The sequence below is a fragment of the Paenibacillus sp. J31P13 genome (assembly GCF_056269295.1).
Genome location: NZ_JBWDNR010000001.1, coordinates 586,592 through 605,951, shown reverse-complemented (window position 1 = coordinate 605,951; position 19,360 = coordinate 586,592). Strand labels below are relative to the sequence as shown.

Annotated in this window: 19 protein-coding genes; 5 read left to right on the top strand and 14 right to left on the bottom strand. The window is 43.2% G+C overall.

The features are described from left to right. Positions 1-77 precede the first annotated feature (77 nt). The 5 genes from AC0YOD_RS02535 to AC0YOD_RS02515 form a co-directional block, all read right to left on the bottom strand. Positions 78-515 (bottom strand): hypothetical protein, encoded by a 438-nt coding sequence (locus tag AC0YOD_RS02535; RefSeq protein ID WP_475797672.1) that lies wholly within the window; start codon positions 513-515, stop codon positions 78-80. Between the two features lie 360 nt (positions 516-875). Next, a complete protein-coding gene (locus AC0YOD_RS02530; protein ID WP_475797671.1) occupies positions 876-1,139 on the bottom strand; it encodes a YlbG family protein in 264 nt (87 codons plus the stop codon). A 136-nt stretch (positions 1,140-1,275) separates the two neighbouring features. Beyond that, positions 1,276-1,767, bottom strand: a complete 492-nt coding sequence (locus tag AC0YOD_RS02525; protein ID WP_475797670.1) for a YlbF/YmcA family competence regulator — start codon at positions 1,765-1,767, stop codon at positions 1,276-1,278. A gap of 70 nt (positions 1,768-1,837) precedes the next feature. Continuing rightward, positions 1,838-3,874, bottom strand: a complete 2,037-nt coding sequence (locus tag AC0YOD_RS02520) for a helicase-associated domain-containing protein (RefSeq protein ID WP_475797669.1) — start codon at positions 3,872-3,874, stop codon at positions 1,838-1,840. After that, positions 3,871-5,574 (bottom strand): DNA repair helicase XPB, encoded by a 1,704-nt coding sequence (locus AC0YOD_RS02515; protein ID WP_475797668.1) that lies wholly within the window; start codon positions 5,572-5,574, stop codon positions 3,871-3,873. Before AC0YOD_RS02515 ends, AC0YOD_RS02520 begins: the two co-directional genes overlap by 4 nt. 181 nt (positions 5,575-5,755) lie before the next feature. On the opposite strand from AC0YOD_RS02515, the gene AC0YOD_RS02510 reads away from it, so the two are divergent. Beyond that, the gene (locus AC0YOD_RS02510; RefSeq protein ID WP_475797667.1) at positions 5,756-6,601 is read left to right on the top strand and encodes a thermonuclease family protein; all 846 of its coding nucleotides are present in this window, start codon (positions 5,756-5,758) and stop codon (positions 6,599-6,601) included. Positions 6,602-6,665: 64 nt separating this feature from the next. Here the strand turns inward: AC0YOD_RS02510 and AC0YOD_RS02505 are convergent, their stop codons facing one another. After that, positions 6,666-7,862 (bottom strand): amidohydrolase, encoded by a 1,197-nt coding sequence (locus AC0YOD_RS02505; protein WP_475797666.1) that lies wholly within the window; start codon positions 7,860-7,862, stop codon positions 6,666-6,668. A gap of 239 nt (positions 7,863-8,101) precedes the next feature. Between AC0YOD_RS02505 and AC0YOD_RS02500 the strand changes: the two genes are divergently transcribed. Both AC0YOD_RS02500 and ftsW read left to right on the top strand, forming a co-directional pair. After that, a complete protein-coding gene (locus AC0YOD_RS02500; RefSeq protein WP_475797665.1) occupies positions 8,102-8,446 on the top strand; it encodes a YugN family protein in 345 nt (114 codons plus the stop codon). Positions 8,447-8,455: 9 nt separating this feature from the next. Further along, positions 8,456-9,613: a putative lipid II flippase FtsW gene (gene ftsW / locus AC0YOD_RS02495; protein ID WP_475798343.1), complete on the top strand. Its 1,158-nt coding sequence runs from the start codon at positions 8,456-8,458 to the stop codon at positions 9,611-9,613. A gap of 65 nt (positions 9,614-9,678) precedes the next feature. Here the strand turns inward: ftsW and AC0YOD_RS02490 are convergent, their stop codons facing one another. Next, on the bottom strand, positions 9,679-10,062 hold the full coding sequence (locus AC0YOD_RS02490) for an Asp23/Gls24 family envelope stress response protein (RefSeq protein ID WP_475797664.1): 384 nt from the start codon (positions 10,060-10,062) through the stop codon (positions 9,679-9,681). A 227-nt stretch (positions 10,063-10,289) separates the two neighbouring features. Here AC0YOD_RS02490 and cax point away from each other — a divergent pair, with 227 nt between their 5' ends. Continuing rightward, positions 10,290-11,348, top strand: a complete 1,059-nt coding sequence (gene cax, locus AC0YOD_RS02485; RefSeq protein WP_475797663.1) for a calcium/proton exchanger — start codon at positions 10,290-10,292, stop codon at positions 11,346-11,348. Positions 11,349-11,414: 66 nt separating this feature from the next. Here cax and AC0YOD_RS02480 read toward each other — a convergent pair whose 3' ends face one another. From AC0YOD_RS02480 to AC0YOD_RS02460, 5 genes are all read right to left on the bottom strand, one after another. Then, positions 11,415-11,702, bottom strand: coding sequence for an Fpa/YlaN family protein (locus tag AC0YOD_RS02480; protein ID WP_475797662.1), 288 nt, complete (start codon positions 11,700-11,702; stop codon positions 11,415-11,417). A gap of 134 nt (positions 11,703-11,836) precedes the next feature. Continuing rightward, positions 11,837-12,079 carry an HPr family phosphocarrier protein gene (locus tag AC0YOD_RS02475; protein WP_475797661.1) on the bottom strand — a complete coding sequence of 81 codons (243 nt, stop codon included), beginning with the start codon at positions 12,077-12,079 and terminating at the stop codon, positions 11,837-11,839. Positions 12,080-12,216: 137 nt separating this feature from the next. Continuing rightward, positions 12,217-13,332 carry an aminopeptidase gene (locus tag AC0YOD_RS02470; RefSeq protein WP_475797660.1) on the bottom strand — a complete coding sequence of 372 codons (1,116 nt, stop codon included), beginning with the start codon at positions 13,330-13,332 and terminating at the stop codon, positions 12,217-12,219. Between the two features lie 62 nt (positions 13,333-13,394). Further along, complete coding sequence (locus AC0YOD_RS02465) at positions 13,395-14,102, bottom strand: hypothetical protein (protein ID WP_475797659.1); 708 nt, start codon at positions 14,100-14,102, stop codon at positions 13,395-13,397. A 151-nt stretch (positions 14,103-14,253) separates the two neighbouring features. Next, on the bottom strand, positions 14,254-16,197 hold the full coding sequence (locus tag AC0YOD_RS02460) for a sensor domain-containing diguanylate cyclase (protein WP_475797658.1): 1,944 nt from the start codon (positions 16,195-16,197) through the stop codon (positions 14,254-14,256). A gap of 362 nt (positions 16,198-16,559) precedes the next feature. On the opposite strand from AC0YOD_RS02460, the gene rpsD reads away from it, so the two are divergent. After that, positions 16,560-17,162, top strand: a complete 603-nt coding sequence (gene rpsD, locus AC0YOD_RS02455) for a 30S ribosomal protein S4 (protein ID WP_475797657.1) — start codon at positions 16,560-16,562, stop codon at positions 17,160-17,162. A gap of 64 nt (positions 17,163-17,226) precedes the next feature. Here the strand turns inward: rpsD and AC0YOD_RS02450 are convergent, their stop codons facing one another. Then, a complete protein-coding gene (locus AC0YOD_RS02450) occupies positions 17,227-18,759 on the bottom strand; it encodes a flotillin family protein (protein ID WP_475797656.1) in 1,533 nt (510 codons plus the stop codon). A gap of 28 nt (positions 18,760-18,787) precedes the next feature. Then, positions 18,788-19,318: an NfeD family protein gene (locus AC0YOD_RS02445; protein ID WP_475797655.1), complete on the bottom strand. Its 531-nt coding sequence runs from the start codon at positions 19,316-19,318 to the stop codon at positions 18,788-18,790. Positions 19,319-19,360: the final 42 nt, after the last annotated feature.

Below are 19,360 nucleotides of genomic sequence, written 5' to 3'. Positions count from 1 at the left end.
GCGTACTGCTGAACAAAAAAAGCATACGAACCTTTCGGAATCGCATGCTTTATTTTTACATTTTATATGATCATACCTTATTTACGTTTTCTGCTGCTCTTTACTAAAGTCATTCTTCGCGAATGACGCAGCCATGAATAATAGGACTTTAGGTCCCTAAGCTCCATCGTTTCCGACATACGACCAAGGAAAGTGACAATAATCATCTTATGTAGAGGGTTGCCTAAAATATCCGTCTCCGTTTCGGATGTGGAAAATTCAGCGACAAATACAAGATCATCATCAATTAAATAAACATCCTGTTCATTGCGATAATAAGACACTACGCGGCCTTTCTTTAAACATTCCCACAGAAAGTCTGCAATATCCTCAAATCCTGTTTTCTTACTTTCGACCCGATCCAACCAGCGACTTTTGGCATGGTTCGTAATAACGATATCAGCAACCTTCTTATCACCTAGATCGATATAAAACGACTCATATGTGTTCCATCTTCTCGTCAATCTATCCTTCAATTGTCACTAACCCCCTCTTAGGAACCAGGTCTTTTTTACCATTTATTATTATCATTTTACCATGATTGTCCGTTTTTACAACAAAAAATTAAAGTAGGTCCATAAATGTTAATTTATTGGATAATTTTATATAAAAAATACGCTTATCCGCATATTTTAGCTGCAGATAAGCGTTTTTTTAGCTGGAACCAATAGAAAAAAGCTATACAAAAACATAACTTGACAAATTAATTATATCAAAATGAAACATTTCTAATTCCATTTTCCTTTCTTTTCAATTGTTGCATTAGAGCTATACTGTTTATTTTCACCAATTAAAATAAAAAAGCTACCCAGCCTAATGGCATGGATAGCATTTTATTACAAGCTATAAAATCTTGTTTTATCTTCACTGTCTTTGCTATATTCTGTCTTGATTTCATTACGATAGGAGCGTTCAATTTTGCGAACATAGGGAAGCTTCCCCATTTGTCTAACCGCATCCTCTGAGCGTTCCGCATTCATATACATAACTACATAATGCATCTTGCGCGACATATAGTGAACCGTCCCGAATCTCTCCAGTGACCGTGCCGCTTTCAAATCACTAACCCATATGATATAACCCGTTCGTTCCGGCAGCATTTCTTCCCTCCTACAAGGTTTGCGTAGCAAACCTACTTCGTAAGCATAATCCTAGGTTTGCATAGCAAACCTACTTCACAAGCATAATCCTAGGTTTGCATAGCAAACCTTCTTCGTGAACATAACCTTGATCTTACTAACTACAGCCGCCGCTTCCGCAGCTGCATGATCCGCCGCTTCCACAGCTTCCTCCGCCGGCTTTTTCGTTGCCCGGTACTTTAATGTTTTCTGATACAGACTCTGCAATCGTACGGGATACGTCATACAGCATCTCATCTACGACTTGTTCTGCAGATTTAAAGCGTCGAACGCTCTCGACTTCGCCAAGCTCTCTTTCGATTTGCTTCACTTTGTCTTTCGCAGAGTTGTAATCAGGATGAAACCTTCCGAAGCGTTGACATTCTTCGAATAACTCCTTGGCTTTATCGAACCGTTTGGACATTTGCTTAACTTCTTCGTCCTCACTAACAGCCGTCTTCCAATATAAATACTCGGCTACCTCAGCCGATTGATTAATACAGTCACCTAACTCATAGGCGCAAAGCAGCAACGACGCCATATCAAGCGAAGAAACACCGCCTTGCGGTTGATCCAACTGAACAGCGGTTAAACCTTCAGTAGCAGGCATTCGTCCACCTCATTTCAATTCGCTAACTTCTTCACTATTATACCATATGTATTTAGCCAATAGATAGAGATTAAATTGGAATCGAATGCCCAGGAATGATAATACGCATTTCATCCCACATATCCGGCGTCAGTGTAATCATGTCTTGATTCCGCTCATCACGCAGCATGCCGACAACGGCCCAACCGCTTTCACGCTGCTGAATTCTTTCCGGTACAAAGGATAAAAGGCCCTGCTCTAAGCGCAGCAATACAGGCATTTCCCACTGAAGTGCCTGTTCTATCAATTCTTTTCTTGTTGAATGATGATAGGCTCTAAGCTGTTTCGTCCACATTGCCGGGACACTTTCTATTTGTGCCAAGGTATCTTTTTTACCAGCCGTTAAATCATTTAGTTCAAAATGTTGAAGCGGGAGAGTCTCATAAATATAAACAAATTTAGATGACTTATCATTACATTTTTTAGGTTGTAATAGGCTCCCAAACCCTTCAATATTCTTATTATAGATTACCGGATAGCTATTTTGTTCTGAACCCCAACCAACTTGAATCGATTTTCGAGGTGGATATCCACCTTGCTGCAACAGGCTTCTAATGGTTGGAATTTGTGCTTTATCCACAATATAATCAACGGATCCCAGCTTTTGCAGCAGCATTGGAGCAAGGGAGGTATCCTTTTCAATATACGCTGCCATTTGTTCATTGTCACAGCGAAGCAAAGTTACCTCAGCAAAGGATGTTCGGCATGATCGGCTTGTCCATTCCTCCAGCATCGCTACAACGGTATTTGGAACCAATTCTCCAGATAATTGCTGAAGGAAGGATTGAATGGAGGCTTTTGTTCTGCCATGCTCCAAGGCAAGAGCAACCGATGCTGCTTCCAGACGGTAAACTGCTGCTCCTTCATCCGACATTCTTTTTGCAATAATTTCAAGCTCCCATCTATGGGAGAAGGGGCAGACTGTTTCAACAATAATTTCACCATTTGGTTGAATGGTGGCAAGGGGTTCGGCAAACTTGCTCTCATTCGTATGTTGGGTCTGAAATGGAGAAATCGTCTTCCATCTGAAAAAGAGCTCCGAATTGTCCTCAACCTTACTGTCAACTAGCTCCATCCAGCCAATGCCGTGGAAGAGTGCATACCAATCAGGTGTTCCAAGGATACCCATATGATCAAATCCACTTTCCTTGACCAACCCCGCTTCACTAAACCAATTCCCAACCTCTCGTTCCGAATACCATATACCCGCCTGAAGAGAGCCTAGCGCTGATGCCAAGTGTGCACTTTCTTTTCCAGCAGGCAGCAATAAGGAAAGACACCAGCTCATCAATTCCCGCTCACGTTCGCCTTCTTCAAGGTTTAACCAATCATTTAATTGCACTTCATCCCACATTAATGTGTTATCTAATTGATGCAATAAACGAAGAGAAGACGCCGCTTCTAAGATAAATGCTATTTTCAGTGAATAATGCTCTTTCAGGGACCAGTTCAGCTTAAAAGAACCTAGCGCCTTCTCATCCCAATCGACAGCTTGCTCCAGCTTAGCAATCGTCTTTTTTGAAAGCACCCCTTTTGCTGTCAGCTCCAGCCCACTCTGCGCCAGCACGGAAAAAGCGGAAAGCAGCTGTCTTCCAAGCGGTCTGCAAATGGATCTAATCTCACCATTCATTAGTTTTTCTTTCTGGGATGAGGCTATTGGGTTCACCGCACATGGAAAAAACGCACCTTGCCACAAGACAAAGCAATCCATTGGGATAAAATATATTCGTTCCCCCCATACTTTGGAGACTGAGAATAGAATACCTCCTTCCTGTAATTCATGAAGCCCAATTTGACATTCAGCTCCCGACAATGAGGTTTGAGAGCGTATCTCTTTTATGAGCCGTTCTCCTTCCACCGGCATTGCAGCGAAAAGGCGCAGCATTTCCTTCAAAAAAATGGAGGCGTAAGCAGATAACATTTGAACCGCCTCTTGAACAGCTTCCCTGCTTGCAAGAGCCGTCTCCCAAGTCATCCCTCTCTCTAATGCGGACTGCCACATTGGAGCTTGCAGAAAGCCATTTACTTGCTCCGCAGTTAGCTTAGCCGTAAGTTGTCTTCTATTCATAAAACGGCAGCCTCCTCTGTCGCATCCTCTTCAAGAGAGATGCTCAACCGATTATAATGATAGCCTTGCTCCAGCATGAATATTTGTCTTTTCATAGCAAATTCCGTTTCCTTCGTTCCGTCCGTTACGATAGTATAGAACCAGGCTGTATTATTCTCCTTCTTAGGTCTCAGCAATCTTCCAATACGCTGAGCTTCCTCTTGCCTTGAGCCAAAGCTGCCAGAAAGCTGAATTGCGACTTGGGCATCTGGGAGATCAACAGCAAAATTAGCTACTTTAGAGACAATCAGCACTGAGATTTCCCCCGATTTAAAACGATCATAGAGCTGCTGCCGCTCCGCTTGCGGGATTTCACCTGTTAGCAAGGGAGCCCCAAGCTTCTCGGCTATTTTATGAAGCTGATTTAAATATTGTCCAATAACAAGCGTCGGTTTTCCCGCATGCTCTTGCAGCAACGTTTTGACAATGTCCATTTTCCTCGGATTTTCAGCTGCCAGCCTAAATTTCCCGCGAGCACTCGCTGCCTTATAGGATGCTTCAGCCTCTTTCCGAAATGGCACACGAATCTCCGTGCAAGTTACAGCTGCAATATACGAGCCCGCTTCAGCCATTTTCCATTGCATATCAAATTGTTTAGGTCCTATCAGAGAATAAACATCTCCTGCGCATCCATCCTCACGCACTAGAGTAGCTGTTAATCCTAATCGCCTTGTCGCTTGTATATCTGCTGTCATTCGAAATACAGGAGCGGGAAGCAAATGCACCTCATCATAAATAATGAGCCCCCAATCCCGCTCAGAAAATAATTTCATATGTGAAAAAGAACCCTCTTTTGATTTTCGATGTGTCAAAATCGTATAGGTAGCAATTGTTACCGGACGAACCTGTTTTAATGTACCGCAATACTGACCAACGTCCGAGTCTGTCAGCGATGTTTTGTCCAGCAGCTCATCCTTCCACTGTTTAACGGAGGTGGAGTTGGATGTCAAAATAAGCGTTGCCCTGCTCAGCCTTGCTAATGTGGCAATCCCGACAATCGTTTTCCCTGCGCCGCAGGGCAGTACAATAACACCGCTTCCTCCATGTACAGTTCCTTCTTTATAAAATAAATCAACAGCTGTCTGCTGGTAATCTCTCAGATCAAAATGCTGATTCCGCAACGTATTCGACCTTAACTGCACAGATAACTCCTCGCCAGAATGGTAGCCTGCCAAGTCAATAACAGGGTAGCCTAATCGCGTCAATTCTTGCTTAAATACACCTCTGCAGCTAGTTTCAATTTCCCAGGTATCACTTTCAGAGCTTGAGTTCACCCACTTCATAATGCTCGAGAACTGTGATAGCTCCGCTAATATGGAGGGATCCCCCTGCATAAGCAGCCTACCAGAATCCATCGAAAGTCGAAGCCTTCCATATCTCCCCATCAGCTTTCTGACAACCGTTTCCGCTTGAAACGGAATCTCATACCGTCCTAGCAGCGTCAGCCACTCGACAATGTCATCAGCAGAAATGCCTGCAGCAGCCGCATTCCATAAGGCTAAGGCTGTTATTTGATAGGTATGTATGGAACCTGCCCTTTTGACAGTATCAGCGAATAGAGCAAGCTTCTCCCTTGCATGATTCGCTTCGGACTTGCTCTCGTCAAGCAGCACCAATAAATCCGATTGTACGATCAGCGGTTTATCATCAAACTGGCTCATAATTCCCCTCCTCAACGACCTAAATATGACTGGACAAAATGCTCCTGATATCAGTATGAAGAGTTTTGGATTTTTTTATGCTCTATCTCCTATACAATGAAAACGATTTTCAATTAAAATTTATGATATAATAACGAGTACCATTTATTTTGAACGCATTTAGGGCAGGAGGTCCGCAACTTTGAAAAGAATTTTACTCATTCTCCTGATGTCCATTTGCTCATCGCTAGCCGGCTGCTCGGCTATATCCAACCTTTCATCTAATATCATTCAAACCAACCATTGGTATCAGGTATCTGGTTATGTAGATGGCGATACTTTCAAAATCAAAACAGGCGATGGACAAACAACAATTCGACTGCTTTATGTGAATACACCTGAAGTGAGACCAGTCGAACCATTTGGAGTCGAGGCTTCCGAATATACCGAAAAGGTTTTAGGGGAATCGCAAGAAATAAGACTTACCTTTGATAAAGAGCATACCGATAAATATGGACGCACACTCGCTGTTGTCGAGTTGAAGAACGGATCCATTTTAAACGAGCTCCTGCTTCAGGAGGGTCTTGCAAGGGTGCTTATCGTGGAACCAAATGTAAAAATGGAGAACGCATACAAGCAGCTTGAACAGCAAGCCAAGCAATCGAAGGTTGGAATCTGGAGCGATGTCAAACAAATCAATAATCATTCTGAGTTCCCCGTCAAGAAAGCGGCTCGGAGCGGAATCTTAATCGAGGTTGACAAACAAGCAGAGCTTGTCACCATAACGAATACGACCGATGAAGAAATCAGTATGAATAAATGGAAGCTCGTTAGTGTTCGTGGAAATCAGACCTATCCCTTCCAGCCTTTTATTTTGAACCCTCAACAAAAAGTAATCATTTCTTCCGCCGAGAAGACGGTTACTTCCGATACAGTGATTTTAGAGTGGGGAGCGACAAATATTTGGAATAATAACGAATCCGACCCTGCGGAGCTTTATAATGAATACAATGAGCTCGTAGCTGTTTGGGAAGACGATGATCAATAAAAAAAGCTGTCACCGAAGCACTAACGCTTCGGACAGCTTTTTTTGTCATATATGGGGTCTACTTTTACTTTATGACTTCAAATTCACTCGCATAGTCATCTGCCATGCCTATAAGCAATCTAGCTGCTTTCAGCATTGCCCGCTCATCGACATCAAATTTCGGATGATGATGTGAATAGTTAGCTCCGCATTCCTTATTGCCCGCTCCTACAAATATGAAGCAACCCGGAACTTTTTCCAAGTAATAAGAAAAGTCCTCAGCAACGGTTATGGCTTCAGAAAGTCGAACCGCTTCTTCACCAAACAATCTCTCTCCAACTACAAAGAACCTCTCAGCTTCCCTGACATCATTAACAACAGGCGGATAACCGATTCGCATTTGATAATCATACTTAGCGCCGTACATCATACATGTATTCTTAATTAAAGCCTCGAGACGTTCGTGAATCATCCATCTCGTCTTCTCGTCAAAGGATCTCACTGTACCCTTCATCGTACATCTCTCAGCAATGACATTATTCGTTGTGCCTGCTTGAAATGAACCGATAGTCACAACCGCTGGGTGCAGTGGATTAACATTCCGGCTCACAATAGTCTGTACAGCTTGTACTAGTGATGCCCCTATCATAATGGAATCAACCGTTTGGTGAGGCAAGCCGCCATGACCGCCATGTCCAAAAATATCAATAATAAACTCATCAGCAGCCGACATAAAGGGTCCTGGTTTCGAAGAAACAATCCCATACTCTAACGGCGTCCACAGATGCACGCCATAAATGGCGTCTACTCCATGGAGTGCCCCATCCTTAATCATCGGCATAGCGCCGCCCGGCGTTACCTCTTCAGCAGGTTGAAACAATAATCTTCGAATACCTTTCATTTCTGATCGGTTTGCAGAATAATATTCAGCTATTGCAAGCAGCGTCGCTGTATGAGCGTCATGTCCGCAAGCATGCATGACATTAGGCACCTTCGACGAATAAGTGCAGTTCTTCTCATCCTGAATGGGCAATGCATCAATATCCGCTCGCAGTGCGACAATCGGTCCCGGCTTGTCCCCTTTAATTTCAACAATTAAGCCATGCCCGCCAACATTTGTCACAACCTCGCAGCCCATCTCATTCAATTGGCTTGCGATCCAGCTGGACGTTACACGTTCATGAAAGGACAGCTCTGGATACTGATGAAGATGCCTGCGCCAGTGGATCATCTTTGGGTAAAGCTCTTGCAGTGCTGGACCAATGGAATCCTCTGTATGCAAATTGCACCTCCTTACTATTGTGAAAAAATAGTTCTTATGCTTACTTTTCATATAGTTTAACAGATTAAAGCTGTATTAAGGAAGCATTACTGGCATGTATTCGCTCCAGATCGAACTTTTCTTCAAAATGTCACTATTGCACACCTTAACGGTAATGAGTAAGGGTTGCGCTTGCTGGGGAAACATACTATCATGGGAAAAGAATGTACAACTCTGTCTTATAATTGGGAGGAACTACCATGATAATTGAAAATACCGGACTAAACGGTCTTAAAAGCGAACTTGACCACCTTGATGAATCTGCCGAAAAGGTTGGCTTTGTTCGTTGGCAGTGGGAATATTATCGCGCTACATACGATTTGAAGCTTGAGGATCAAGCTAGCGGCTCTGATTACTATTTGAGAATTGCTACTCGTGCTATCGAAGGCAAGCTTGAATCACCACATGCTGTCCTAGTCATTGAATCCGTTTATATCGGACGCTCCACTTTCCCTCATGGGCTTGAATATGAATCTCCGGTACCGCAACCGATTATGAATACGGCAACACAAAGACTACAACAATTGAAACAACTGCTAGCGTAACAGGTGAACATGAAAGCTCCGCAGAACGGTAGCCGAGGAAGACCGGACTTTCTGCTTCTTATCTTGACGCTTCTGCTCGTCGGCTTTGGGCTTGTGATGGTATTCAGCGCAAGCTCAAGCATAGCAGTTGTCACTTACAATGATGCGTTATACTTCACCAAGCGCCAGCTCATGTGGGCTGGCTTAGGCGTATTCACGATGCTGTTCATGATGAATATGCGTTATTTGGTTTTTAAACGCTTATTTATGATCTTCTTTATTCCTGTTGTGATTCTGCTAGCCTTGGTACCTTTCGTCGCAGAAAACACCAATGGCGCTCGAAGCTGGTTTGTGTTAGGTCCCTTTAGTTTGCAGCCAACGGAGCCAGCAAAGCTGGCAATCATCTTATACCTTGGCGCTCTTATAACAAAGAAGGGTGATAAGTTTCGCAGCTTCAAAAAAGGATTGCTGCCTGTTATCATTATTGTCGGCTTCATTTGCGGTCTAATTATGCTGCAGCCGGATCTTGGCTCTTGCCTCGTTCTAGCCTTATGTGCAGCAACTATGATCGTAGCTGGTGGCGCTAATTTAAAACAGGTATTCGTTATCGGATCGCTTATCACAATCGTGTTATCCGTATTCGTCAGTTTATCGATGGCTTTTTCAGAGGAGATAAGAAAGTCTTGGGCATACCGAGTAGATCGGCTGACAAGCTTTAGAGACCCGCTAGCTGATGCTCAAAACTCAGGCTGGCATCTAGTATCCTCTCTCCAAGCATTCGGCCATGGCGGATTAACCGGAGCTGGATTTGGTGAAAGCATTCAGAAGCTTCATTATTTGAAATATCCTTATAATGATTTCATTTTTGCTGTAATCGGTGAAGAGTTAGGTTTTATCGGCAGCTCCATCTTCTTGCTCTTTTATTTATTTTTCTTATGGAGAGGGCTTATTGTTGCTCTGCGTTGTCCAGATCAGTACGGAACAGTAGTGGGAGTCGGTATCGTCGGGTTGTTTGCTATTCAAGCCTTCATTAACATCGGGGGCGTAACAGCTGCTATTCCGCTAACCGGGGTTACATTGCCGTTCATTAGCTATGGGGGCTCGTCATTGTTATTTTGTTTGATGTCCATGGGCGTACTGTTAAGTATATCAAGAGAAGCAAACCGAGTAGACAAGCCTAAACGTTAACGTCTTACAAAAAAGAACGGCACCTTCTTTCTAAGAGGGTGCCGTTCTTTTTTTGTTCATGCTGTTTACTTTAACCGCTGCTGTTGCTGCTCTTCTATATCATCTTCCTTGAACGCAACGCCTTCTACTTTAACGTTTACTTCCACAACATGCAGTCCAGTCATATTTTCAACCGATTCTCGCACATTCAGCTGCAATTGTCTGCAAACCTCTTGAATCGGAATGCCATAATGGACGATAATACGAATATCGATAGCCGCTTCCGTCTGTCCAACTTCAACTGATATTCCTTTTTGCACATTCTTTCCGCTTAATCGTTTTGCAAGACCTTCTGAAATACCGCCTGACATCGCTGCAATACCCGGTGTCTCTAACGCTGCGAGTCCTGCGATCGTTGCTACTACATCATCAGAAATTCGGATAAGACCTGTTTGAAGTTCTTCGGTCATGTGACTCACTCCTCATTTTGCCATATATATTTATTGTAATGGAACGTTAGGCGCGAAGCAACATCCCTGCCTTTTTTATAAACAAATTTATCTATTTTTTGCAGAGTAAGCAATATCAAATAGACGTATAATAAAATATTATGGACAACCTCTCTATAAGTTCAGTTGCCCATTCTTCCCCATTATAGTCTTAACAGGTTTTTAGCATATCTCAAGAGGTGAATGAATTGAATCAAAAAATGTTTTTTTCAGGCTTAATCGCAATGTTTGCTCTAAGTGCTATTGGTCACTATGCCCACTGGGACAATACCGTGCAATTTGTCATATCCGCTATTGCGATTATTTTTGTCGCTGGCTTTCTGGGCAAAGCAACAGAAAGTGTGGCGCACTATGCCGGTCAACGGATAGGCGGCTTTCTTAATGCTACCTTCGGCAATGCTGCAGAGCTCATTATCGCTATATTTTTGATCAAGGAACAACAGTTCAGTATGGTCAAAGCGAGTTTAACGGGTGCAATCATAGGTAATCTGCTGCTTGTACTAGGATTAAGTATTTTGCTGGGAGGACTTAAGTATAAGGAGCAGCGTTTTAATAATCGATTGGCCGATCATAATTCAACCCTTATGATTATGGCTGTAATCGGATTGTTCGTTCCTGCTGTATTCGTCGTATCAGAGAAATTCACAATTGAGAAGGATCAATTTCTAAGTCTAGCGGTTGCGGTAATTCTTATTCTCGCTTATATTTTGTGGCTTATTTTCTCGATGGTCACTCACAAAGATATTTTATCGGACGAGGTTATGAATGCTGATCACGGAGAAGAACCTGCTTGGTCAAAAGGCAAGTCCATCCTGTTCCTCCTTCTCGCTACCGTTATGGTCGCATTCGTGAGCGAATGGCTTGTACATACCCTAGACGCCTTCAGTGCCAAATTTGGCTTATCTGAGCTGTTTATAGGGGCATTCGTAATCGCTATTATAGGTAATGCCGCAGAGCATAGCGCAGCCGTCATTCTTGCCATGAAAAACAAGATCGGCGCAGCTGTTGAAATTGCGATCGGCAGCAGCTTGCAAATTGCCCTGTTCGTCGCTCCTGTGCTTATTCTAATTAGTTCATTGTTCGGCAACACAATGGATATTATATTTACACCTATAGAATTGACTGCAATAGCCGTATCCGTATTTATCGCTAAATCGGTGTCGCGTGATGGTCAGACTAATTGGTACGAGGGCGTTCTTCTGATTATGGTATATGTCATACTAGGCATCGCCTTTTATCTGGTGTAGATCATACTCCACAATTAATTTAAGAACATATATATACAAAAAAAGAGAGTAGGCCTCTTCTAGAGGCTACTCTCTTTTCTCTAATGCTTCGTATAGTGAAGCTAAATTACGCTCTAATCGGCTCACTATTTCTTTGCCTGCCATTTCCGCGATTAAACCGGCACGAACAGCAAAGTCAATCTCACGCGAAAATCCATACATCTGCGTGTCTAGTACCTCTTCGTACAGCGGGCATTGACGAGTAGTCAAGTTTTCCATCTGCACTTCGATAAGTTTTTCTATTTTACTCGCATCTTCCTGAAGGAGACGAAGCGCTTTCTCATGCAATTGTACCGTGATTTCCGGTGAAGACATCGTTTTCCCCCCTGTGCGCGTACACGCCGTCTTCTATACCTTTATATTAGACGAAATAGAGGGATTATACAAGGACAAAACAGAAAAGCACCCCTTCAAAATGAAGAAGTGCTTTTTCTTGAAAAGATAAAGGTCTAATCCGTAATAACGGAAACATTCAAATTATGTTTAGCGAAAATATTAGCCATCGCTGTTTTTGCTTCCTCAGCATCGGGACCGTGTACATGAAGCTCGTAAGCATGGCCTCCTACCAATGTTGTGAATAGTCCGAGAATGCTTTTTACGTCGATATATTTGTTCTCGGCTTGCAAAACGATGGATGAAGTAAATTGGCTAGCCGTTTGGGAAATTTCTACAATAGCTGCATTATTGGACATGGGTGATCCCTCCAGATATATTAGTAAAGCTTACCTTTGTCACCATGATAACCCGAAATGTAATATCGAGCAAGTGGCAAAATGAAAAACGCTTTATTTTCCATTTTATACACAATCATGATACTGTTGTTTTCCTATTATTTTAAATGGTCAGGATTAAGCTCCTGCAGCTCTGGAATGACAAATAGTCCATCCTTGCGAATGAGCACATCATCAAAATAAATTTCTCCACCTCCATATTCTGGACGTTGAATAAGAACGAGGTCCCAATGAATGGATGATCGGTTTCCATTATCTGTTTCTTCATACGCTTGGCCTGGTGTGAAATGCAAGCTGCCAGCAATTTTCTCATCAAATAAAATATCATTCATAGGATGTAAAATATAGGGGTTGAAGCCGATCGCAAATTCACCAATATAGCGAGCACCCTCATCACGATCTAGAATCTCATTTAGTCGAACAGTGTCATTGCTTTCTGCTTTTACAATTTTACCGTTCTCGAATGTGAATGAGATATTTTGGAAAGTAATACCTGAATACACACTAGGTGAATTATATGAAATAGTACCATTTACGGAGTCACGGACAGGTGCTGAGAACACTTCACCATCTGGAATATTACGATGGCCAGAGCATTTTTTGGCACCGATATTTTTGATGGAGAAGGTCAAATCCGTTCCCGGCGCAACAATGCGAACACGATCAGTTTTGATCATGAGCTCCTGCAAAGGACTCATTGCTCTATCCATTTTCGCATAGTCTAGGTTGCACACATCGAAATAAAAATCTTCGAATGTTTCCGTACTCATGTTAGCAAGCTGAGCCATTGACGCATTCGGATATCGTAAGATTACCCATTTTGTTTTTTTGACACGTTGCTCCATATGTACCGGGTTTCTATAGATTTGATCGTACAAGCGCATATTCGCATCAGCAATTCCCGCAAGATCATTCACATTTTCTCCTGAACGAACTGCAATATAGCCCTGCATGTTCTTCATACGTTCAAGATCCAGTGTTGCCCATAGCTCCATTTGCTCCTTTGTAGCATGCTGCAGCAGCGTACGCAGAACAGAGCGGTCACTTGTCTCAACAAACGGTCTGCCTCCCCGCTTAGCAACCTCCTCGATCAAGCATTTCACAAGCTCTCTTTCGGAACCAATCATATCGATCAATACATTTTCGCCTGGTTGCACGTCAATGGAATATTGAACTAAATTTTGTGCCAGCTTTTGTAATCTTGGATCACGCATGTTTAAATCCCTCTCCTTCTAGAACGAACTAAATACTTCATAATCGTAACATGATTGTTCAACTATTGAAAAGTAACACTGGGTGAACCGTCATAAGATTGAAAGCGAACAGTCGTATACCTTGCCTCGGAAACGGGTTGGCTCTTGTAGTTGTATTTAAAATGAGTATTTTCCTCCATTTTTAAAGGCAACATCTTATTTTTATCAATGACTAATTCATAATCCGTAACCACACTCATAGTAGCCAGCATTTCATCTAGCTGCTTCTGTGATCGGTCAAGCTCCTTAGACCATTCTGCCTTATATCCGCTAGTTTCAAGAGGAGCCTTATTGGCAACCTGACGCAGCTGCTCCCTCAATTTTTGTTCCCATCTTCCCTTCGACACCGTTTCATCCTCTCTAATTTGCAGAACGACTGTTTCGGTATCTGTTGTATCATTTCTAAATCGCACTTCCCTATGAGATTTATTTAAAGATCCTAATACTTCCACAGGATTCCATTGCAAAGAGTCATCATTGTTCGCTTGAACCGTCAATTGCTGATGATCAACTACCTTGCCTTCAAATACTTCTGGCTTAAACTCCAAGCCGTCTCCTGTCTTAATACTCATCGAGCCCGAAAACTGGTATTGATCGGTTGCCGCTAGTGCTGAATAGGATAATGACAACCACTCCTCTGGCGTTCTTTTATTAATATCGCCACAGCCATACAGCATTGAAATAACGCCGGCAAACAGAATAACCATCGTTATTGGTCGCTTCCTTCTCATTTATATCCCTCCGTTCAATCATATACTTCTGTATCGTCCCCTACACGCCCGACTCTTTATTCCAAATTAATTGCAAAAAAGAAAAGGACGCCCGAAAGGGCGTCCCGTCAATGATTCTGTTTCTAAAAAAAGCGATCGAGCAATAGTTCCACTAATCAACACCCATGTAAATACAATTTCTTCCGTTTTTCTTAGCATCATACAGCGCCATATCAGCTCGATAGAACAGCGATTCAACACTTATCTTCTCGTCTTCAAACGTCCACTGGGACACTCCGCAAGAAACCGTTACTACAGGATCAGTGTCGGATTCGACGTGTAGTCTAATTCGCTCTGCAATACGATAAGCTTGTTCTGCCCGTATGCCCGGCAAATAGATAGCTAGCTCCTCGCCACCCCAACGAGCAGCAATATCCCCTTGTCTGATAGAGTTTCGGATGATATTGCTTACTTGGATTAATATTCGGTCGCCAACCTGATGACCATACGTATCATTCACCTTTTTGAAAAAATCAATATCAACGAGTATAAGCGATCCAAATGCGTCGAGATGCTGCTTATTCTGGATTTGCTCATTCAAATAATGGCGAGCATGCAGACCCGTAAGGTTGTCCGTAATAACCATTCTACGCACCTCAGCATGCAGTGAAGCATTCGTTACAGCAAGTCCAATATGAGTGCTCATAACTTGAAGCAGCTTATAATTATCATAGGAGAAGAAATTTGGCGCCTTGTGAGTGACAAGAATAACACCAACAACCTCCCCATCCACCATGATTGGCGCTGCAATTAGCGAACGCGATCCCGTATTATCCATAAGCTTGGAGGTGACAACTCGTGTATGCCAGTAATCAGAAATGATGAGCGGCTCCCTGGTCCGATAGACAATGCCGCAGAAGCCATACTCAGGAGAAAATCGTTCACTTGTGAAGTCGGGAAAATTGCTGGACATCACAACAAATTGGTTCTTCTCCTTATTTAGCTGCAGTACGCAGCAATAATCAGCATCAAAAATCGTAATAAGCTCACTTGAAGCAAATTGAAAAATCTCCTTCAATCGAAGGGATTGATTCAAGCGTTTTGTAAGCTCATTGATAAGACGAAGCTCATTAATAAGCAAATTGGATTGCTCATATAATTTCGCATTTTCAAATGCTGAACCAGAAGTGTCAGCAAGCAATATGAATGCAGGTAAATCACGTTCATCCCATTTGCCCGGACCAATCGTCATACATAGGACGCCGTAAGCTGCCTGTTTGCCTGACATCGGAACAGCAAGTCTTAGCGTTCCGTCCCTGTCATGCTCCATCTCTGATTTTCCGTTCAAAAAGGCCTTTGCCACAAGATCATTCTCAGCATTTTTGAATACGAGCGGCTTCACACGCGGGTCACCGTTCAGATGATCTTGGGATAAATAGAGATGCACCTCTGAGGTTGGATAAAGCTCCTCTAAGCTGCGCAGCAATTCTGAAAGCACAGAAGAAACATCAATTTGATCATAAAGCCGTTTGGCAGCGAGAAATAATTGATCTCTTCTGCTTGCTTCCTTCTCCGTTTGCTGTTGTTGAAGTACAAGCTCCTTCAGATGCGCCTGCTCAAAGCCTCGATTCACACATGTTTTAAAATGAAGACCACATATGTCCAGCGCATCAGCAGCTCCAACTGAGCCAGGAAGGGAAATAAAAGTAAATATACTAAATAGAGCTCCATCATTATCCCTTTTTAGAGGGATCGCTGCTACAAAGAGAGCTGCCGTTTCATATATGTATCGTTCATCGTTTTTCAGAACATGACTCACTGCAACACCAAGAGCTGCTTCACGATCATCATGATCGACCGCAACAGCTTGTCCTTCTGCTGCAAGCTCTTGTCCTGCGCTATCGAATAACACAAATTGGCCTCGTTTAAACCAAGCTGTCCCCGCGGCCTCTTGTGCCCACTGACGGAAGCTATGTTCAAATAAGGATAGCTGCAAAGAATTATTATCCTCGCTAATATCCTTACTATTAAACCCAATTGAATGTGATTTTGATGATGAATCTACTATTGTTGATTTTAAAAAAGGTGCAAAACTGCTATTTTTGCCATCATCCATGCAACACCCAGCCCTTCCATCCCTCAACCAAGAAGATGAGCTTCCCAAAAACTACGTTATATTGTAAACATCATACTTCATTTTTGAGAATTTTGCACTAGTCTAACCTTAAAATCTAGGTCTTTCGACACCTGTTCCAAATGTTTTATTTTCATGAATGATCCTTGACATTCGTCGTAGATTTCTTTATTATTTATTGATGGATAGATGGGCGTACGGTTTTGTGTCACCCTCATGAAATACGTTCACTGTAGGCCAGCGGCTGACTAGCCTCACAGGGACGAGCTTGCTCGGACGTTGAACGTATTCGGCGAAACACATTCCCATTCACAAATTTATTTGATGAAGGAGTTTTATTACGTATGTCACGTTATACAGGACCTAAATTTAAATTAAGCCGCCGCCTTGGAATTTCTTTGAGCGGAACTGGTAAAGAACTAGCAAAACGCGCTTTCCCACCGGGTCAACACGGCCCTAACCAACGCAGAAAAATGAGCGGTTACGGCATTCAACTGCAAGAGAAGCAAAAGCTTCGTCACATGTACGGTTTGAACGAAAAACAATTCCGCAACTTGTTTGACAAAGCGGCAAAAATGAAAGGTAAAGCCGGTGAAAACTTCATGGGCCTCCTTGAAAGCCGTCTTGACAACTTGGTTTACCGTCTTGGCCTTTCCAACTCACGTGCAGGAGCTCGTCAGTTGGTATCACACGGTCACGTAACTGTAAACGGCAAGAAAGTGGATATCGCTTCTTATAGCGTTTCTCTTGGCGATGTAATCGGTTTGCGTGAGCGCAGCCGCAGCCTAAGAACAATTAAAGAAGCTATGGAAGGCCGTCATCACCTTCCGAACTACTTGGAATTCAGTGCTGACGCTATGGAAGGTAAATTCATCCGTATGCCTGATCGTGCTGAGCTTTCACAAGAAATCGATGAGAAACAAATCGTCGAATTCTACAGCCGTTAATATTAATGAAAAAAACCTTGAACCAATTGGTTCAAGGTTTTTTTATTCTCTTATTGTCTATAATCTATGATGGATCAGGCAATTTAGGTGTCGTTGGCGCAACTGAAAGTTCAACAGGTTTAGCAGCTGATATGGTTGCTGGAGAAGCTATTCCTCTAGAAGTTAACCCTTTAATCAGCGCATTAACATCAATACCAGACACACTTTTCAGCATCTCAGGAGCTGTAGACATGAGCGAAGTGACATAATTGCTTAATCGCGCTGCCCCTTCTCCATTCCCCGTATCCACAACCGTGAGTTTATCGATATTGCTAATTGGCTCGGCTACCTTGCCTGCAAGCTCAGGCAGCATTTTCACAATAATATCGAGCACGGCTGCTTCACCAAACTTCTCGAATGCTTCAGCTAGCTTTTCTTTCGCTTCTGCTTCTGCTAACCCCCGTAGACGAATAACATCAGCTTCCGCCGTACCTTTCGCTCTCTCCGCATCCGCGACAGCAAGACCATCGAGACGCTTCTGAGCAGCATGCGCTTTCGCCTCAGCTTCGATCCGGTATTGCACAGCATCAGCTTCACGAAGAAGCTTAGCCTTATTCGCTTCAGCCGCTTGTTCTACTGCGTAACGATCAGCATCTGCTTTTTTCTTGACTTCAGCATCATATTGCTTCTCACGACGTAAAATTTCTTTTCCTTCAAGATCAATCTCACGCTCTTTACGTACTAGCTCGACCTTCATCTGCTCCTCTACCACACTTTGCTTTGCTCTAGCTTCATGAATGGAATAAGCTTGATCCGCTTCTGCTTTTGCGGTATCTTGATCTCTCTTAAAGGATGCTACTTTCATTTCCTTCTCTTTTTCGGCTTCCGCTATGTTTGTATCCCTTACAAGCTCCGCTTTTTGACCAGCTTCAGCTGCGAGCGCTTTCTGGATTCTGGCATCACGGACCGCTTCCGCTTCCGCAATCTCAGCATCTCTCTTAACCGCTGCAATACGAGGCTTACCAAGAGCGTCTAAGTATCCATGCTTGTCACGCAAATCTTTAATGGTGAAGGAAACGATTTGCAGTCCCATTTTCTTCAAATCCTTAGCGGCTACGCTTTGCACTTCTTGTGCAAATTTATCACGGTTGCGATATACCTCTTCCACGGTCATAGAGCCGAGGATGGCTCGCAGATGTCCTTCCAGTACTTCTTGCGCTTCACCTTTAAGTGCTTCTGTCGGCTTTCCAAGGAATTGCTCAGCAGCTGTTGCTACATCCTCTACCGCACCGCCAATTTTGATGATGGCAACACCATCAGCCATAACGGGAACACCTTGCTCCGTGTAAACCTCTGGTGTTGATACATCCAGCTTATGTGAAAGCAACGAGAGAAACTCGGCTTTCTGGAAGATAGGTAAAATGAATGCGCCCCCGCCTCTGATGATCTTTACTTTCCGGCCAGATTCATCCGTACTGGCATTTCTTGTTCCCAGAAAGGAGCCGGTTACGAGCATGGCTTCATCTGGGCTTACGGTTTTGTAGCGTGCCCAGAAAGCTAAACCGAGTACTACAATCACACCGACAACAATTGCTGGAATTACATAAACGTCTGACAATTTCATTTCCCCTTTCATCTGTAATGAATTAATCTAAATTGATTTCCGATACGAACAGCGTGCTGTCCTTCACTTCTACGACTACAACTTGACTCCCACCTGCAATTTCCACCCCGTCAAAACTAGCTGCAATTTGATTTGTAAAGCCTGCTCCCACCTTTACCATAACTTCTCCATAACCGGAAGCCGGAATAGGAACAAGTACTTCAGCAATCTTTCCAGAGAGAGCATACATTGAAAATGCGATAGAATTTTCGCTTTCTTCCATTGGCTTAATGTACAAGAAAAACAGAGCAATAGCTGCGACAAGAGAAATTAACAGAGCTACGATAACTATGGCACCCGTTCCAAACGCGCTGTAGCGCAGAAGCAAAGTTCCCGCACCGCCAAAGACCGTAATACCGCCAACAAGTGCAATCGGCGACAGCCAGGGATGGCCGTCTAAGGATAAAAAATCAAGTGCTCCATCCAACACATGACCAAGCCAATCACCAAAAATGACACTGACAATCGCATACATAATCCCACCGATCAAGCAGGCCAAAAAAAGAGTCTCCAACTTCCTCCTCCTTTCTGGGAATCCATATCTTGTTAATACTAC

Excerpts from the sequence above, each read along its gene's own strand:
- AC0YOD_RS02530 (WP_475797671.1), bottom strand. The coding sequence starts at position 1,139 with ATGCTGCCGGAACGAACGGGTTATATCATATGGGTTAGTGATTTGAAA.
- AC0YOD_RS02525 (WP_475797670.1), bottom strand. The coding sequence starts at position 1,767 with ATGCCTGCTACTGAAGGTTTAACCGCTGTTCAGTTGGATCAACCGCAA.
- AC0YOD_RS02520 (WP_475797669.1), bottom strand. The coding sequence starts at position 3,874 with ATGAATAGAAGACAACTTACGGCTAAGCTAACTGCGGAGCAAGTAAAT.
- AC0YOD_RS02515 (WP_475797668.1), bottom strand. The coding sequence starts at position 5,574 with ATGAGCCAGTTTGATGATAAACCGCTGATCGTACAATCGGATTTATTG.
- AC0YOD_RS02500 (WP_475797665.1), top strand. The coding sequence starts at position 8,102 with ATGATAATTGAAAATACCGGACTAAACGGTCTTAAAAGCGAACTTGAC.
- ftsW (WP_475798343.1), top strand. The coding sequence starts at position 8,456 with ATGAAAGCTCCGCAGAACGGTAGCCGAGGAAGACCGGACTTTCTGCTT.
- AC0YOD_RS02490 (WP_475797664.1), bottom strand. The coding sequence starts at position 10,062 with ATGACCGAAGAACTTCAAACAGGTCTTATCCGAATTTCTGATGATGTA.
- AC0YOD_RS02480 (WP_475797662.1), bottom strand. The coding sequence starts at position 11,702 with ATGTCTTCACCGGAAATCACGGTACAATTGCATGAGAAAGCGCTTCGT.
- AC0YOD_RS02475 (WP_475797661.1), bottom strand. The coding sequence starts at position 12,079 with ATGTCCAATAATGCAGCTATTGTAGAAATTTCCCAAACGGCTAGCCAA.
- AC0YOD_RS02470 (WP_475797660.1), bottom strand. The coding sequence starts at position 13,332 with ATGCGTGATCCAAGATTACAAAAGCTGGCACAAAATTTAGTTCAATAT.
- AC0YOD_RS02465 (WP_475797659.1), bottom strand. The coding sequence starts at position 14,102 with ATGAGAAGGAAGCGACCAATAACGATGGTTATTCTGTTTGCCGGCGTT.
- AC0YOD_RS02460 (WP_475797658.1), bottom strand. The coding sequence starts at position 16,197 with ATGGATGATGGCAAAAATAGCAGTTTTGCACCTTTTTTAAAATCAACA.
- rpsD (WP_475797657.1), top strand. The coding sequence starts at position 16,560 with ATGTCACGTTATACAGGACCTAAATTTAAATTAAGCCGCCGCCTTGGA.